The organism is Thermophilibacter sp., assembly GCF_966187215.1.
In genome coordinates, this window is record NZ_CBIFYV010000014.1 from 1 (window position 1) to 17,007 (window position 17,007).

At 70.0% G+C, this 17,007-nt stretch carries 11 protein-coding genes; 4 read left to right on the forward strand and 7 right to left on the reverse strand.

The genetic code is table 11. The annotated features are described in order from the left end of the window. Window positions 1-231 precede the first annotated feature (231 nt). The gene (locus ACWTSU_RS01390; RefSeq protein ID WP_455138116.1) at window positions 232-1,461 is read left to right on the forward strand and encodes a putative ABC transporter permease; all 1,230 of its coding nucleotides are present in this window, start codon (window positions 232-234) and stop codon (window positions 1,459-1,461) included. A gap of 27 nt (window positions 1,462-1,488) precedes the next feature. On the opposite strand, the gene lgt is transcribed toward ACWTSU_RS01390, so the two are convergent. The 4 genes from lgt to tyrS form a co-directional block, all read right to left on the reverse strand. Then, complete coding sequence (gene lgt, locus ACWTSU_RS01395) at window positions 1,489-2,322, reverse strand: prolipoprotein diacylglyceryl transferase (protein WP_455138117.1); 834 nt, start codon at window positions 2,320-2,322, stop codon at window positions 1,489-1,491. Window positions 2,323-2,337: 15 nt separating this feature from the next. Next, a complete protein-coding gene (locus ACWTSU_RS01400; RefSeq protein ID WP_455136041.1) occupies window positions 2,338-2,574 on the reverse strand; it encodes a NifU family protein in 237 nt (78 codons plus the stop codon). Between the two features lie 72 nt (window positions 2,575-2,646). After that, entirely contained in the window at window positions 2,647-5,175 is a 2,529-nt protein-coding gene (locus ACWTSU_RS01405; RefSeq protein ID WP_455138118.1) for a peptidase U32 family protein, read from the reverse strand. Between the two features lie 6 nt (window positions 5,176-5,181). Then, complete coding sequence (tyrS, locus tag ACWTSU_RS01410; RefSeq protein ID WP_455138119.1) at window positions 5,182-6,399, reverse strand: tyrosine--tRNA ligase; 1,218 nt, start codon at window positions 6,397-6,399, stop codon at window positions 5,182-5,184. Between the two features lie 261 nt (window positions 6,400-6,660). Between tyrS and ACWTSU_RS01415 the strand changes: the two genes are divergently transcribed. Both ACWTSU_RS01415 and ACWTSU_RS01420 read left to right on the forward strand, forming a co-directional pair. Then, window positions 6,661-8,877, forward strand: coding sequence for a transglycosylase domain-containing protein (locus ACWTSU_RS01415; RefSeq protein ID WP_455138120.1), 2,217 nt, complete (start codon window positions 6,661-6,663; stop codon window positions 8,875-8,877). Window positions 8,878-9,042: 165 nt separating this feature from the next. Continuing rightward, a complete protein-coding gene (locus tag ACWTSU_RS01420; RefSeq protein WP_455138121.1) occupies window positions 9,043-10,140 on the forward strand; it encodes a hypothetical protein in 1,098 nt (365 codons plus the stop codon). Between the two features lie 214 nt (window positions 10,141-10,354). Here the strand turns inward: ACWTSU_RS01420 and ACWTSU_RS01425 are convergent, their stop codons facing one another. The 3 genes from ACWTSU_RS01425 to ACWTSU_RS01435 all read right to left on the reverse strand — a co-directional run bounded on the left by ACWTSU_RS01425 (window position 10,355) and on the right by ACWTSU_RS01435 (window position 14,544). Next, the gene (locus ACWTSU_RS01425; protein WP_455138122.1) at window positions 10,355-12,076 is read right to left on the reverse strand and encodes a phospho-sugar mutase; all 1,722 of its coding nucleotides are present in this window, start codon (window positions 12,074-12,076) and stop codon (window positions 10,355-10,357) included. Between the two features lie 227 nt (window positions 12,077-12,303). Then, the gene (locus ACWTSU_RS01430) at window positions 12,304-13,614 is read right to left on the reverse strand and encodes a class I SAM-dependent methyltransferase (protein ID WP_455138123.1); all 1,311 of its coding nucleotides are present in this window, start codon (window positions 13,612-13,614) and stop codon (window positions 12,304-12,306) included. 42 nt (window positions 13,615-13,656) lie between these two features. After that, window positions 13,657-14,544: a THUMP domain-containing protein gene (locus tag ACWTSU_RS01435; RefSeq protein WP_455138124.1), complete on the reverse strand. Its 888-nt coding sequence runs from the start codon at window positions 14,542-14,544 to the stop codon at window positions 13,657-13,659. 200 nt (window positions 14,545-14,744) lie between these two features. On the opposite strand from ACWTSU_RS01435, the gene ACWTSU_RS01440 reads away from it, so the two are divergent. Continuing rightward, window positions 14,745-16,976, forward strand: a complete 2,232-nt coding sequence (locus ACWTSU_RS01440; RefSeq protein WP_455138125.1) for a KUP/HAK/KT family potassium transporter — start codon at window positions 14,745-14,747, stop codon at window positions 16,974-16,976. The last annotated feature ends 31 nt before the right edge of the window (window positions 16,977-17,007 follow it).

The following is a 17,007-nucleotide window of genomic DNA, read 5'->3' on the forward strand; positions in this document are numbered from 1 at the left end:
CGCTCGCTCGGCTGGAGGAGCCCCGACCAGTACCGGAGGGACCTGGGGCTCGCCGCGTAGTGTCCAAGAATATGTCCGCACCCCCGCAAAAACACAAATGCCGGGAATCTGGTCATTGCCCCAGAGCGAGAACGGGTGGGAGGAGGACCGGAGATTGTGCCCCGCCCCCGCACCGCACCAGGCACGCATCGGCTACGATGTTGGTATCAAATTTCGTCAAAGGAGGCACCGGTGAACGAGCCCGTCGTCCCCACCGAGACCAAGAAGATCCCGCTCATCCTGCGCGTCTACGGAACCCTGTGCCTCGCGGCCGGCGTTCTCGTGCTGCTGCTGGGCGCGTTTCTCACCTTCGCGCTCGCCACGGGCGCCATCGAGGTCGAGCGCAGCCACAACGTCACGTTGACCCTGATTCTCACGATCGTCCAGATCGTGCTGCTCTTTGGAAGCGCGGCGCTCTTCGTGGTGTTCGGCCTGCTCATGCGTCACAACAAGCGCCGCCACGTGGCGCAGCTCGCCTACGGCCTCATCGCGGTCGAGGTCGTCGAGATGATCGTCGAGATCATGCTGCACGGCTTTGGCGAGAACCTCCTGTCCGGGCTCGTGCAGCTGATCATCCTGATCGTCATCGCCTCCACGATCGACCCCACGCTGATCTCCGAGCGCCGCCTCCAGCGCAGGCTGCGCGACCTGGAGACCGAGGAGGCGGCCGAGGCCGGCACGCTCGGGCGCGCCAAGGGCGACCGCGGCTTCATCGAGCTCGACTTTTTCAACCTGTTCTGGGTCTTCGTGGTCTGCTGCTTCCTCGGGCTCGTCATCGAGACCGTCTATCACATGGTCGTCGTGGACCCGGGCGTCTACCAGGACCGCGCCGGCATGCTCTTCGGGCCCTTCTCGCCCATCTACGGGTTCGGCGCCGTGCTCATGACCATCGCGCTCAACCGCTTCTACAGGGCCAACCCCGTGATCATCTTCCTGGTGTCCGCCGTGATCGGCGGACTCTTCGAGGCCGCGGTCTCGTGGTTCATGCAGACGGCGTTTGGCGCCGTGGCCTGGGACTACTCGGGCTCCACGATCTTCGGGCTCTTCCCCGACCCCATCGCCGTGGTCTTCCAGGGCCGCACGAGCGCGCTGTTCATGTGCATGTGGGGCGCGCTCGGCTTTGTGTGGATCAAGCTCTGCCTGCCGTGGCTGCTCAGGCTCATCAACCTCATCCCCTGGAAGGCGCGCTACTCGGTGACCGCCGTGTGCGCCGCGCTCATGCTCGTCAACGGCATCATGACGCTGCAGTCGCTCGAGTGCTGGTACGAGCGCGAGAGCGGCATCCAGCCGAGCTCGCCGGTCGAGGAGTTCTACGCCGACCACTTCGACGACGCCTACATGGCGCACCGCTTCCAGTCCATGACGATCACGCCCGAGGACACGGCCCGCGTGCCGGACGCCGCCACCACAGCCAGCGCGTAGGGGCGAGAAGGGCCGCGCGGAGCGCGCCTACGCCTCGCGCGGCGCGCCGTCCAGGTAGCCGACCTGCGGTCGCCGCGCCCGGTGCGCGAGCACGAGCAGCACCACGCCCGCGATGGCGAACGGCAGGCTCAGCAGCTGACCCATCGTGATGGGCCCAAGGAGGTAGCCGAGCTGGGCGTCGGGCACGCGGACGAACTCGATGAGGAAGCGGAACACGCCATACAGCACGAGAAAGGTGCCCACGAAGGTCCCCTGCGGACGGGGCGGCACGCGCCGCGAGAGCGCATAGAGCACCAGGAAGATCACGAGCCCCTCGAGCAGCGCCTCGTAGAGCTGCGAGGGGTGACGGTACACGTTGCCGCCCGTCTCAAACATGACGCCCCAGGGCAGGTCGGTCGGCTTGCCCCAGAGCTCGCCGTTGACGAAGTTGGCGCAGCGGCCAAAGAACAGGCCGATCGGCGCCCCGATGACGCCCAGGTCACACATCGTGGCCACCGAGATGCCGTAGCGACGGCACACGAGCGCGCCGCCCACCACGGCTCCGATGAACCCGCCATGGAAGCTCATCCCGCCGTGGTTGAGCATGACGATCTCGAGCGGGTGGGAGAAGTAGTAGCCGTCGCCGTAGAAGAGCACGTAGAACAGCCGTGCACCGATGATCACGCCAAAGACCACGCCGAGGACCACCGACAGCAGGTCGTCGATCGTAAGCCCCAGGCCCCAGCGCCGCTGCGTGCGCCACATCACCACCCCGGCGCACACGAAGCCGGCGAGATAGGCCAAGGCGTACCACCGCACCGACACCGGACCGATCGAGAAGGCCACCGGGTCGAGCGCGTGATAGAACTCGTTCAGAAACATGCCCCTCTCGCCCGCTTAGAACGCCGCGGGCTGGACGCGCGTCACACCGGGCACGTGCTCCTTGAGGATGCGCTCGATGCCCTCGGACATGTCGAGGCTCGAGAGCGGGCAGCCCGCGCAGGCGCCCTGCATCTCGAGGGTGACCACGCCGTCGTCGGTGCAGTCGATGAGCGCGACGTCGCCGCCGTCGGCCTGGAGGCTCTGGCGGATGACGTCGATGGTTGCGTTGAGGAGGTCGCGATCAACAGCCATGGGAGTTCCTTTCTGGGCGGGCCGCCGAGTCGCGGCGGTCCCGCGCGTCAGACGCGTGTGCCTCAAGACATGTTACCCAATGCCCAGGAAGAGGTGACCCGACGTGGCGCCCTGCGCGCGCGGGGCGGGGCGGCGCCCGAAGCGGGCCGCCTCCACGGCGCGCACCGCGCGCCCGACGGCGAAGGCCGCCTCGGGGGCGCTCATGAGCTGCGCGTCCACCATGAGGCGCGAGACGCCCGCGGCGAGAAGCTCGGCGGTCTGCGGCGTGGCGTCGAGCGGGCGGGCGCACCAGATGCGCGAGCGGCCGTTGAGGTCGGTGCGGACCGGCAGCAGGTTGCCGTCGATGTCGCGCAGCGAGAGCCGGCGGCGACGCAGCTCGCAGCGCTCGCAGTCGTGCACGCAGCGCCCGAGCGCCTGGAGCACGCAGTGCTCGCTCGTCATCACGCGCTCGCGACCGAAGACGGCGAGGCCCACCGGCACCGTGGCCGCGCGCGCGAGGGCGCAGACCTCCTCGAGCGTGAGCTCGGGCGAGAGCCACACGCCGGCGGCCCCGGCGGCCTCCAGCGCCGCGAGGCAGGACTCGTTGTGCACGGGGATGCACGAGCGCACCTCGGCGGCCGCCCCGCGCTCGGCGGCCAGGGCCAGCTCGGACACGTTGCCCACCGCGCACGGCATGCCGGGGCGCACCCACGGGTCCAGACGCTCGTGGTCGCCCTCGCGGCAGACCTCGTCCAGCCAGGGGACCATGCCCTCGGGCCACGTGCCGCGCGCGAGCTCGTCGGCGGGCACGTAGACGCGCGTCGCGCCGGCGGCGAGCGCGGCCTCGGCGACCTCAGGCTCGCACGCGAGCGCGCACACCTCGGGCGAGACGGTGGGGACAGGTTCCTTTGTCTCATCGGACGATGAGACAAAGGAACCTGTCCCCAATGTCTCACGTCCCGCATACGGCACGAGCAGCGCCTCCTCCAGGCGCGCGCACGCCTCGGCGCGCACCCTGTGCACCGCCGAGAAGCTCATGCCGCAGCCGGCATCCAGCTCGACGTCCCAGCTCACGGGTTCGAACGGGCTCTGCCCCATGCGCCCCACGTGCTCCACGAGGTCCTCGGCGGAAACGGGGCGCGTGCGCGCCGCCTCCACCACGAAGCCCGTCGCCCGCGCGGAGGCCGCACCGTCGGCGCACGCGAGCTCCACCTCAAACGGCTCGCCAATCCGCGCCACCACCCGCACGTCCACCGCGCGGCGGCGCACCACGTCCTTGTCGGCGAGACGCGCGGCCGCGGCGAGCGCGCGCTGGGAGCGGATCACGCGCACGACCGACCCGGCCGGCATCGGGCGCGAGGCCCGGCAGACGATCCTCTCGCCCGCCGCGGCGTCCGCCGGCGCGTTCACGGTCAGAAACTGCGTGGGGTCATCGATCGGCCGCAGCTCCAGCAGGTCGCCCTCGCCCACCGGGGCGCTGAGCCGCACGGTCACGTCGGCGCGCGTCCGGCGCCGCATGCGCTCGCGGCCGCCGTTGCCGCCGCCGCGCCGCACGAGCGCGTCCTCCAGCGCGCGCGAGCCCTCGACCTCGCCCACGACCTCGCCGCGGTTGTTGGAGCGCTCGTAGCTCATCATCTCGTTGCCCGAGCGGCCGTAGAGGTAGCCGTCGGTGAAGTCGCGGTTGAACGCGCGCCGCAGCCGGCGGTGGCGCGCCTCGACCGCGGACGCGTCGTCGGAGCCCGCGGCCAGCGCGTCGAGCGCGTCGCGGTACGCGCCCACCACGCTGAGCACGTAGTCGGGCGCCTTCATGCGCCCCTCGACCTTGATCGAGCCCACGCCCGCGTCGCGCAGCTCGGCGAGGTGGTCCACCGTGCAGTAGTCCTTGGGGCAGAGCAGCCGCGTGCCGCCCACGCCGCGGTTCTTCTCGGGAAGCCCCTGCGTGGCGACGCCGGGGACCTCCATGACCCGGCCGTCCTCGTCCACGAGGTCGTACGGCAGCCGGCAGGGCTGCGCGCAGAGGCCGCGGTTGGCCGAGCGCGCGCCGCCCAGCGAGCTCATCAGGCACACGCCCGAGTAGCAGAAGCACAGGGCGCCGTGGCCGAAGCACTCCAGCTCCACGCCCTCCTCGGCGATGCGCGCCATCTCGGACAGTGAGAGCTCGCGCGACAGCGTCACGCGGTCGACGCCCCACACGTCGCGGCACCACGCCACGCCGCGCGCGTCGTGGACGTTGGCCTGCGTGGAGACGTGGGTCTCGACCTCGGGCCACCGCCGGCGGACCTCGGCGAGAAGCCCCCAGTCCTGGATGATGAAGGCGTCGGCGCCGAGCTCCCAGGCGTGGGCCACGAGCCCCAGCACGCGCGGCAGCTCGGCGGTGGAGACGGCCACGTTCACGGTCACGTAGACGCGCGCGCCGGCCAGGTGCGCGCGCCGGCACGCGGCTGCGAAGGTCTCGTCGTCAAAGTTGCGCGCGCCGCGGCGGGCGTTGAAGTCGTTGCCCAGGCCGCAGTAGATGGCGTCGGCTCCGGCCGCGAGCGCGGCGTTGAACGGGTCGGGGCCGCCCGCCGGCGCGAGCAGCTCCGGCACGCCGTGCTCCTGCAGGAACGTGGCCCTTCTCGACACGGGCGCCTACACCAGCCGCGCCCAGCGGCGCTTGCCGGACTGCAGCACCGTGCCCGCGCCCAGCAGCGCCGGGTCGACGTTGTAGCACTTGGGCGCCACGGCCTCGCCGTTGATCTTGACGCCGCCGCCGTCCACGAGGCGACGCGCCTCGCCGGCGGACTTGGCGATGCCCACCTCGACGAGCAGCTTGCCCAGGTAGACCTTGCCCTCGTCGTTGACCTCGGCGACGCTCGCGGGGAACTCCGGCACGTCCTCGGGCACCTCGGCGCGCTTGAACTGCGCGTCGAAGGCGGCCATGGCCCGCTCGCCGGCGCCCGCGCCGTGGTAGAGGTCCACGATGTTGACGCCCAGCTCGCGCTTGAGCTGGTACGGGTCGGCGGTGCCGTCGGCGAACGCGGCGTCGATCGCGTCGATCCGCTCGATGTCGGCGGTGGAGCACAGGCGCCAGTAGAGCGGCACCAGCTCGTCGGCGATGGACATCACCTTGCCGAACATGTCGGCCGGCTCGTCGGTGAGGCCGATGTAGTTGCCATAGCTCTTGGACATCTTCTTGTGGCCGTCGGTGCCCACCAGCAGCGGCATCGTGAGCGCCACCTGCGGCTCCATGCCCATCGCGCGCATGAGGTCGCGGCCGGCCAGCAGGTTGAAGATCTGGTCGTTGCCGCCCATCTCGAGGTCGGCCCTGACCACCACGGAGTCGTAGGCCTGCAGCACCGGGTAGATGAACTCGTGCAGGGCTATCGACTTGCCCTCGGTGTAGCGGTTGTGGAAGTCCTCGCGCTCGAGGATGCGCGCGACGTTGAACTGGCTCATGAGCTTCAGCATCTCGGCGAGGTTGAGGCCCTTCAGCCAGTCGCCGTTGTGCACGATCTGGGTGCGCTCGGGGTCGAGTACCTTCATGGCCTGCTCGACGTAGGTCTGGGCGTTGGCCTCGACCTGCTCCTCGGTGAGCGGCGGGCGGGTGGAGTCGCGCCCCGAGGGGTCGCCGATGAGCGCCGTGCCGTTGCCGATGATCAGCGTCACGTTGTGGCCCAGGTCCTGGAACTGGCGCATCTTGCGCAGCGGCACCGCGTGGCCGAGGTGCAGGTCGGGGCTCGTGGGGTCAACTCCCAGCTTGATGTTGAGGGGCGTGCCCTTCTCGAGCTTCTTCCTGAGCTCGTCAAGCGGCACGATCTGCATCGTGCCCGAGGTGATGACCTTGAGCTGTTCGTCGACTGGCAGCACCGAACTCTCCCCCGCTTTCGTCGTGGTTTCCTCACAGGGCCAAACCCGCTTCAGGTGGCCGCATGTCGCATAAGCATAGCGCAGCGGGCGTGAAAAGGGCAGGAAGGGCGCGTGCCGAGAGGGGCGGCTCCCTCGCGGCGTCCACGGACTCACCACGCGGGCGGCAGCGAGCGCGGCCGCGACCCGTCGCGGCACGTATAATGTCGGGTAACTGTGGACTCGCCGCCCCGTGGCGCGGGCGGCACCCAAACGGGAGGGCACATGGGCATCAGGACCCGCAGGGCACGCGCGCACTCCAAGACCCACTTCGTTGGGTTCGGACTCGCGGGCGTGCTCGGATTCATAGCGCTGCTCTGCGTGACGCTCGCGCTGTCGCTGGGCGCCGTGGTCTCGAGCTGGCTCGAGGACCTGCCCGACTACACCTCGGCAGACGCCTTCCTGGTGGCGGAGCCCACGCGCGTCTACGACGCCGACGGCAACGAGATCGTGGCCTACTACCTGCAGAACCGTCGCTCCGTCGACCTCGACGAGATCAGCGACTACGTCAAGCGGGGCACCGTCGACACCGAGGACAAGCGCTTCTACCAGCACAACGGCGTGGACCCGGAGGGCATCCTGCGCGCCGCGGTGGGCCAGGTGTTCGGCGGCGGCGACCAGGGCGGCGGCTCCACGATCACCCAGCAGCTCGTCCGCTGGACGGTGCTGTCGGACGAGCAGTTCGAGAACACGCTGCGCCGCAAGGTCCGCGAGGCCTACATCGCCATCCAGATGGAGAAGACCTACACCAAGGACCAGATCCTCAACATGTACCTCAACGCCATCTTCTACGGCAACGGGGCCTACGGCATCGAGGCGGCGAGCATCACCTACTTCAACAAGCACGCGAACGAGCTCACCCTCAACGAGGCGGCCACGCTCGTGGGCATCCCCAACTCCCCCACCTACTACGACCCGTTCACCAACTACGAGAACTGCAAGAGCCGCCGCAACCTCGTCCTGTCGCGCATGCTCGAGGCGGGCGACATCACGCAGGAGGAGTACGACACCACCTGCGCCGAGGAGATCCCGCTCAACCCCGGCCAGCTGACCGACTCCCAGAGCGCCTATCCCTACTTCACCGACTACGTCCGCAACCTGCTGCTGCAGGACTTCTCGTCCGACACCATCCAGGCGGGCGGCCTCAACGTCTACACCACGCTCGACCCCGAGAAGCAGCAGGCGGCCGAGAAGGCCGCGTCCGACCGCATCGCCGCCTCGGGCAACGACCAGCTGGGCGCCGCCCTCGTCTCGATCGACAACTCCAACGGCTACATCGTGGCCATGGTGGGCGGCCAGAACTACGGAAACGACGCGGACGCCGGGCAGAGCACCGTCAACCTGGCGACCAACAAGCGCCAGACCGGCTCGAGCTTCAAGGCGATCGTCCTGGTGGCGGCCCTGCAGGAGGGGATGAGCCCCACCGTCATGATCAACTGCCCGTCGAGCATCCAGATCACGCCCACCTACCGGCCGAGCAACATCGACTACCACAACTACGGCGTCCGGACCCTCGCGAGCGCCACGGCGGTCTCGTCGAACACGGGCTACGTCCAGGTGGCCGAGGCGATCGGCATGGACAAGGTGTCCGACATGGCCAAGACCCTCGGCATCGACACGCAGATCGAGTCCGGCCTGTCGTCGGCGCTCGGCGCCACGCAGCTCTCCCCGCTCGAGATGGCCGAGGCCTACTCCACGATCGCGACCGGCGGCGTCCACCGCAACCCCGTGGCCATCACGCGCATCGAGGACCGCAACGGGAACGTGGTCTACGAGCACGAGGACGACCCCGAGCAGGTGGTTGACGAGGCCATCATGAGCGACGTCATCGACGTGCTCGAGGGCGTCATCACCCAGAGCGACGGCACCGCGCACGTGGCGCTGTCGATGCTCGACATCGACCAGCCCGTGGCCGGCAAGACCGGCACCTCCGACAACTACGCCGACCTCTGGTTCTGCGGCTTCACGCCCCAGCTCACCACCGTGGTGTGGACCGGCCGCATGCACGACAACCAGCGCGTGTACTACCAGGGCGTCACGGGCGGCGGCTACAACCTGCCGATCCCCATCTGGTGCGCCTACATGAACGCCGCGCTCGACGGCGAGGATCGCGAGGAGTTCCCCGTCGCCGACCACGAGGCGACCTACGAGCCCAACAGCTCGTGGACCTTCGTGGGCACGAGCTCGTCGGTCAACCAGCAGGGCTGGAGCCAGACCACCACGTCAACCCAGGGCCAGACGAGCGAGACGACCGAGACGGACGACGGGGCGGACGACACCACCGAGCCCACCACGCCCACGACGCCCGCCACGCCGGAGACGCCCGCGACCGGCGGGGACGCCGGGGGCACGGGGGACGGCACGGGCGGCGGCGCTCCCGAGACGCCCACCGAGCCCACCACGCCCGCCACGCCGGAGACGCCCACCACGCCAGCCGGCTGACGGGACCCCACGACTCCCCGACCCCTTGCGGCGGGCCCGGTCGCCGAGCGGCCGGGCCCGTTCTTCTCGCCGCTCCCCGAATGGGGGGACCGACACCCGCCCCCGCGGAGCGAGGGATGTCTATGATGGGCGAGATATGTGTTTCGATCGGGTCTCGGAGGCAGCATGTCGTACAGTGGCCAGGATGGGCGCCGACCGCGCGGGAGCTCACGTCCGCGCGGCACCTCCGGCGCGCGACCGCACGGGGGATCCGCCCGCCCGCGCGTCTCCCCTCAGGGCGGCTCCTATCACGGTCCCCGCGGCACGCGCTCCCGTCCCGCGGGCGCCCGTCGCTCGTCGGGCCCCGGCTACCCCCTGCGCGCCCGCAGCATCAACTTCCAGAGCGGCCGCGCGCGCCGCGTGAGCGCGAACCGCCGTCTGCTCATCCTCGGGGCGCTCGCGCTCGTCATCGTGGTCCTGCTCGTGGTCCTCATCTCGAGCTGCGTGCGCGGCTGCAGTGCCGACCAGCAGACGACCGAGGCCAACCCCGTCGACGCGCGCGTGGCCGTGGGCGTCGACGAGGAGCTGACGCGGGAGTTCTCCTCCGAGCTCGACCGCGGCGAGAAGCTCGCGCAGATCGCGGCCAACGCTAACCAGTACGACGCCGCCCTGCTCGAGCTCGCCCTCTCCCAGCCCGACGCCATCGACTTCGTGGCCGGCTACCCGGAGGCCGAGAAGGTCGCGCAGCCCTATGAGGACGACGTCACGCAGGGCACCGTGCCCACGCTGCGGTGCTGGGACGCGCGCTGGGGCTACGTCGACTATGCCGGCTCGCCGCTGGCGCTCACCGGGTCGGGCCCCACGGCGCTCTCGATGGCCTACATGGGCCTCACCGGCAAGGCCGACCGCACGCCCGCCGACCTGGCCCAGCTCGCGACCGACGCCGGCATGACCGACGCCGACTCGCACCTCTCGGGCGACTTCCTGACCGGCTCCGATGTCACCGACCTGGGGCTCACCTGCTCCACCTACGCTTCGAACGCCGACAACCTCTCGCAGCTGCTCGCCGACGACGGCACCTATCTCATGCTCGAGGCGTCCGCGGGCACGCTCACCGACGAGGCTCACTGGGTGCTCGTGACCGGCACCGAGGACGACGGCTCCGTGCGCGTGCTCGACCCGACGTCCCCCGAGGTCAGCGACCGCAGCTGGGACCCCGCCACCATCGCCTCCTCCGGTACGACCCTCTATGCCCTGAGCCTCGCCGACACGGACGGCGAGTAGGCCCTACGGACCTGGCGGAAGCCCCCTGACTTTCACGCGTTAGTGCGCTGAAGCGGAACTAACGCGTGAAAGTCAGGGGGCTTCCTGTTGTTTCCTACGCTCCGCACGGATAGCTGCCCTGACATGCGAGGGCCCGCCGGACTTCTAAGCAGAGGTTCCGCGAAGCGCACCTCTGCGTGAAGTCCGGCGGGCCCCACCCCGCGTGAGCGGGAGACTACTTCAGGATGGCCTCGCTGGCCGCGCGGAGCTTGTCACGGACGGCCTCGGACTCGGCGCGCGTGGCGCCCTTGCTGAACAGGTAGGCCTTGACCTTGGGCTCGGTGCCGGACGGACGGAAGATGACCTTGTTGTCGCCCTCGAGGCGGAACTCGATGACGTTGGCGTGCGGCAGGGTCTGCGGCGCCTCCTTCTGCAGGCCGGAGACGCGCGGCATCTCGGGGCTGGTGGCGTAGTCGGTCATGCCCTCGACCTTGTAGCCGCCGATCTCCGCGGGCGGGTTCTCGCGCAGGCCGGCCATAATCTCGGCCATGCGCTCGGCGCCGGCCGCGCCCGGGAAGGCCGCGTTGACGGTGCCGTTGAGGTAGTAGCCGTACTTCTGGTAGAGCGCGTCCATCGCCTCGTAGAGGTCCATGCCCCTCTCGGCGTAGTAGGAGGCCATCTCGACGCAGAGCATCGTGGCGACCACGGCGTCCTTGTCGCGGGCGTGCGTGCCCACCAGGTAGCCGTAGGACTCCTCGAAGCCCATGAGGAAGCGGTCCTCCTCACCCTCGTCCTTGAGCTGGTCGATCTGGTCGCCGATGTACTTGAAGCCGGTGAGCACGCGGCGCATCTCGAAGCCCCAGTCGCGCGCCAGCGCGTCCGGCATAGAGCTAGACACGATCGTGGAGACGGCCACCTTGCGGCTCACGTCCTCGCCGCGGTCGCGCGCCATCGTGGCGAGCCAGTCCATGAGCAGCACGCCCATCTCGTTGCCGGTGAGCAGCACGTAGTCGCCGTCGTGCGGGATGGCGGTGCCCATGCGGTCGGCGTCGGGGTCGGTGGCCACCACGAGGTTGGGCCGAACCTTCTCGGCGAGGTCGAGCGCCAGCTGGAGCGCCTCGCGGAACTCGGGGTTGGGGTAGGTGCAGGTGGGGAAGTTGCCGTCCGGCTCGGCCTGCTCGGGCACCACGGTCACGTTCTCGACGCCGATCTCCTTGAGGATGCGGCTCACCAGCTCCATGCCGGTGCCGTTGAGCGGCGTGTAGACCACGGAGTAGTCGTCGGACGCCTTGAACCCGGGCACGGAGACCTTCTTGATGGCGTCGATGAAGCTGTCGAGCACCTCCTCGGGGGTCCACTCGATGAGGCCCTTCTCGAGGCCCTCCTCGAAGTTCATCATCTTGACGTTGAACGGGTCGGCGGCCTTGATGTTGGCCGAGATCTCGTCGGCGGCCTCGTCGGTGATCTGGCCGCCGTTGTCGTTGTAGACCTTGTAGCCGTTGTAGACGGCGGGGTTGTGCGACGCCGTGAGCACGATGCCCGCGGAGGTGTGCAGGTGGCGCACCGCGAAGGACAGCGTGGGGACGGGCTCGATGCGGGGGTACACGTAGACGTGCACGCCGTTGGCGGCCAGCACGCCGGCGGCCACGCGCTGGAAGTCCTCGCCCTTGTTGCGCGAGTCGCGCGCGAGCGCGAGCGTGGGGTTGTCGTAGTGGGCGTTGAGGTAGTCGGCCACGCCCTGGGTCGCCTGGGCCACCACGTAGACGTTCATGCGGTTGGTGCCCACGCCGAGCGTGCCGCGAAGACCCGCGGTGCCGAACGAGAGGTCGCGGTAGAAGGCGTCGTAGAGCTTCTCCTCGTTGCCGGGCTTCACGAGCTCGGCGAGCTCGTCGGCGAGGTCCTTCTCGGTCACGTTCTCCTGCCAGGCCTTGACCGTGGCCTCGATGCTAGCGTCCATTGCGTGTTCCCCCATCTTCGACTCAGGGCGCGGCGGGAGGCCGTGCCGACAAACACACATCATGGAGATTCTAGTCCCGCGGGCGCGCGAGTTAGCCCGGCTCTACGCGGGCGGGCGCGGCGCGGCGGCGGACGGGACGAGCGCGGCATCGCCCGACCGGCGGGCGTCCTGACAAAAACAGGCGCATCTGTGGTCGGCGCAGGCCGGCCGAGCCCTCCGCGCGACAACTAGACGCGCGTCACCACGTAGGCGTGGTGGATCTTGCGGTTGCGCGAGAAGTCCTCGGGGATGGTCTCGTCGGTGATGTCCTCCAGGGCCACGCCGGCGCGCGCGAGCTTCTCCACGTCGGGCTTGAACGTGCGCAGGTTGCACGAGAAGATCGCGCGCCCGCCGCGCACCAGGAGGCGCGAGACGCCGATGATGAGCTCCGCGTGGTCGCGCTGCACGTCGAAGGACGCCCTGCGCATCCGCGCCGAGTTGGAGAACGTGGGCACGTCGCAGAAGATCAGGTCCCAGCGGTTGCGCGTGTGGCGCTGCTCGGTGACCCAGGCCAGCACGTCGGCCTGCACGAACTCGTGCGCCGGCCCCGTGAAGCCGTTGCGCGCCATGTTGCGGCGCGCCCAGTCCAGGCTCGGGCGCGAGAGGTCCACCGTGGTGGTGTGCTTGGCCCCGCCGTCGGCCGCGTAGACCGTGGCCGTGCCCGTGTAGGCGAAGAGGTTGAGGAAGCGCTTGGAGCCCTGCGTCTGCTTCATCATCTCGCGGATGCGCGCGCGGGTCTCGCGGTGGTCGAGGAAGATGCCGCAGTCGTGGCGCGCGTCGAAGTTGACCTCGAAGGTGAGGCCGCCCTCGTCCACCAGGTGCGCGCCGGCCGGCAGCTCCACGCCCCCGTCCCGGCGAGAAGCTCGCCCGCCCCGCGGCTCGCGCGCCGGCTCGCGGCGCTCGTCGGCGTACTGCGAGCCGCCGCGGGCGCGGGTCCGCACGCGCACGCTCACGTCGGCGGGGTCCACGCCCAGCACGCGCGGCGCGATCGCGGCCACGTCCATGAGCCGGCGACGCGCGAGCGCCGGGTCCACGCCGCGCGGGGCGACGTACTCGGAGACCTGCAGCCAGCGTCCCGGCGTCTCGGAGCCCTCGTAGAGCTCGATCGCCACGGCGTAGTCGGGCAGGTCGGCGTCGTAGACGCGGTAGCACGTCACGTCCTCGCGCCGCGCCCACTTGGCCCGCAGGCGCGCGACCTTCTCGAGACGCCGCGCGAACTGGTCGGACGCCGGCACGAGCACGCTCACGCGCTCGCCGCCGGCAAGCGTCACCGCGGCGGGCGCCGGGGCGTCGGGGCGCGCGGGGTACGCGCGGATCGACGCCGCCTCGCGGCCGGCGATCACCTCGGTCACGGAGGAGGGCTCGGCGCGCAGGGCGGCGTCGGCGGAGTCGTCGCGCGCGAGCGCCACGAGCGGCAGGCCCGCGATCTGCGCCAGGTCGGCGAGGGCGGCCGCCTCGGTCGCCAGGGCCTCGGGCGCGACCCACGAGAGATCGGCCACGGCGAGCGCGCGGGCGCCCGCCGCACGTGCGACGTCCGCGACCTAGGACGGCGAGCAGAACCTCGCCTCGCAGCCCAGGCCTGAGGCTCGCATCGCGGCGCGGCACGCGGGCTCCGCGCCGGCGCGGCCGTCCGCCGCCACGAGCGTCACGCCGCGCGCCGCGCCCGCCTCCGCGCGCTCGTCGGCCTCGGCGAGCAGGGCGTCCCAGGCAGCGGCGTCGTGACCGCCCCAGCCCTCCAGGCCCCAGCGCGCCCGCAGGAGACCCGGCGCGCGGTCGAGCGCGGCCCCGGCCGCCTCCGCGAGCACGCTGCCCTGACCGGGCCAGAGCGCCGCGAGCACGGCGTCCCCGGCGGCCGCGCGCTCCGCCCAGCCGCCGGCGGCCAGCAGCGCCGCGGCGTAGTCCGGGCGCAGCGGCGCCACGCGCGCGGCCGTGCGCGCGTCATAGCCGCGGCGGAAGAGCGGCTCGCCCGCCAGGTCCACCGAGACCGTGACGCGCGCGTCAGAGAGGCGCGCCGAGACGGTCACGTCCGGGCGCTCCGGGTCCGTCACGGCCCGCGCGCCGCGCGCCGCCAGCAGCCGGTCGGCGACGGCGTCCTTGACCCGCAGGGCCACGAAGTGCGTGTTCCTCAGGTGCGCGTTGGTGCCGTGTGCGCTCACGGCGAAGGTCGCGCCCGCCGGCACGTGGTCCTCCCACGCGAGCGCGCGGACGCCCTCGTAGAGCTCGTCGGCGTCGGCGGCGCCCACGCGCGCCAGCACCAGCAGCACGCGCGACGCCAGCCGCGACCACAGGCACGCCCGATATGCGTCGGCCAGCTCGCCGCCGAAGGCCACCTGGCCCGCCAGCGGCCGCACCTGCGGCATCCCCAGCCTCGTGAGCTCCTCGCCCAGCAGCCGCTCGAACCCCTTGGGACACGTCGCCACAAACTCCATCGGGTCACCTCTCGCCCGTCGCCCTTCTCGCCGCCACCGGCGGCCCGCCCCATTCTCGCACGAACGCAGCGGGGACGAGGGGCGCGCCCGCCCGGCGAGCCTCATCCGCCGGCTGTCGCGTTGCCGTATAGCTGCCCAAAAGTGCTAGGCTGTGCTATCGGCCTGACGGCCTCATCTGTTGGCCCCGAGTTTGGAGCGGTATGACAGCGAAGACCAGCCCGCTGGCACGCGTCGCGCGCAAGACCAAGAGCGCCGGCATCCCCCTTTCCGCGGGAATGATCCTTGTCACGTTGGGCGTCGTGTACGGCGACATCGGCACGAGCCCCATGTACACCCTGAAGGCCATCATCTCCGGCAACGGCGGCCTCGCCACGATGTCGCAGGACGTGGTCCTGGGCGCCCTCTCGCTCATCATCTGGACGCTGACCCTCATCACCACGGTCAAGTACGTGCTCGTGGCCATGAAGGCCGACAACCACAACGAGGGCGGCATCTTCGCACTCTACAGCCTCGTGCGCCGCTGCGCCAAGTGGCTCATCATCCCCGCCATGATCGGCGGCGCCGCGCTTCTCGCCGACGGCATCCTCACCCCGGCGGTCACCGTGACCACGGCCATCGAGGGCCTGCGCACCGTCGACTTCATCTACGCCGTGATCGGCGACAACCAGAGCATCGTCGTTGCGGTGGTCATCTGCATCCTCTGCGTGCTGTTCTTCATGCAGAAGGCCGGCACCTCCACGATCGGCAAGCTCTTCGGCCCGGTCATGACCGTGTGGTTCGTGTTCCTGGGCGTCGCGGGCCTGCTCAACATCGGCGCCAACCTCGAGGTCTTCCGCGCGCTCAACCCCGTGCGCGGCATCGAGTTCCTCTTTGACGGGAACCTCAACGCCGCCGGCCTCATGGTGCTCGGCAACGTGTTTCTCTGCACCACGGGCGCCGAGGCCCTCTACTCCGACATGGGTCACGTGGGCAAGCCCAACATCTACGCCACCTGGCCGTTCGTGAAGGTGTGCCTGATCCTCAACTACCTCGGCCAGGGCGCCTGGATCATCGCCAACAGCGGCAGCCCCGAGCTCGGCTCGGTGGCCGACCTCAACCCGTTCTTCCAGATGCTGCCCGGCCAGATCCGCGTCTTCGCCGTCATCCTCTCGACGTTCGCGGCGATCATCGCCTCCCAGGCCCTCATCACCGGCTCCTACTCCATCGTCTCGGAGGCCGTGCGCCTGGACCTGATGCCGCACATGAAGATCAACTATCCGTCCGAGACCAAGGGCCAGATCTACATCCCGCTCGTCAACAGCATCATGTGGGCCGGCTGCATCTGCGTGGTGCTGCTGTTCCAGACCTCGGCGCACATGGAGGCCGCCTACGGCCTGGCCATCACCGTCACCATGCTCATGACCACGGTGCTGCTCACGGTCTACCTCGCGCGCGTGCGCCACAAGGGCGCGCTCGCCGTGCCGTTCGCCATCTTCTTCGGGGCGATCGAGTTCATGTTCTTCTTCTCGAGCCTCACGAAGTTCTTCCACGGCGGCTACGTCACCGTCATCATGAGCTTCCTCATCTTCGCCGTGATGTACGTGTGGCGCCGCGGCACCGCCACCGAGCTCACCCAGACGGTGTTCCTGCCCGTGCGCGAGTACCTCGACCAGCTCTTTGACCTCAGTCACGACGAGTCGTACCCGCTGCTCGCCGACAACCTGGTCTTTCTGACCAACGACTCGTCGTTCGACAAGCTCGACCGCGACATCCTCTACTCGATCCTGGACAAGCGGCCCAAGCGCGCCCGCGCCTACTACTTCCTGAACGTCCAAGTCACCGACGAGCCGCACACCCACGAGTTCATCGTCAACGACTTTGGCACCGACTTCCTCTTCAAGATCCAGATCCGTCTGGGCTTCAAGGTCAACCAGCGCATCAACACCTACCTCTACCAGATCGTGGCCGACCTCGTGGCCAACAACCAGATCGCCCCGCAGAACCACAAGTACTCGATCTACCGCGAGAAGAGCGCGGTGGGCGACTTCCGCTTCTGCCTCATCCGCAAGGTGCTCTCCCCCGAGACCGACCTCTCGGGCTTCGACCAGCGCATCATCGAGCTCAAGTACCTCATCCGCAGCGTCTGCGGCTCGCCGGCGCGCTGGTACGGCCTCGAGAACTCGAGCGTCATCTACGAGTACGTGCCGCTCTTCTCCAAGGCCAAGCGCCAGCACAGGCTCACGCGCCTGCCGCTCGAGGAGGTCGCGCCGCAGGTGGCGGCCCGCGTCGCCGCCATCAACGAGTCCGACGACGACGAGGACATCTTCTCGGCGGCCACCCGCGACGTCCGCGCGGCCCAGGCCGAGGAGGCCAAGGAGCTCGTAGGCGGCGACACGGCCAGCTTCAAGCCGCTGCGCCTCGACGAGGAGGAGCAGGAGGAGGACGAGGAGTAGGCGTCCCCGCCGAGCCCCTCACCCGACCGGT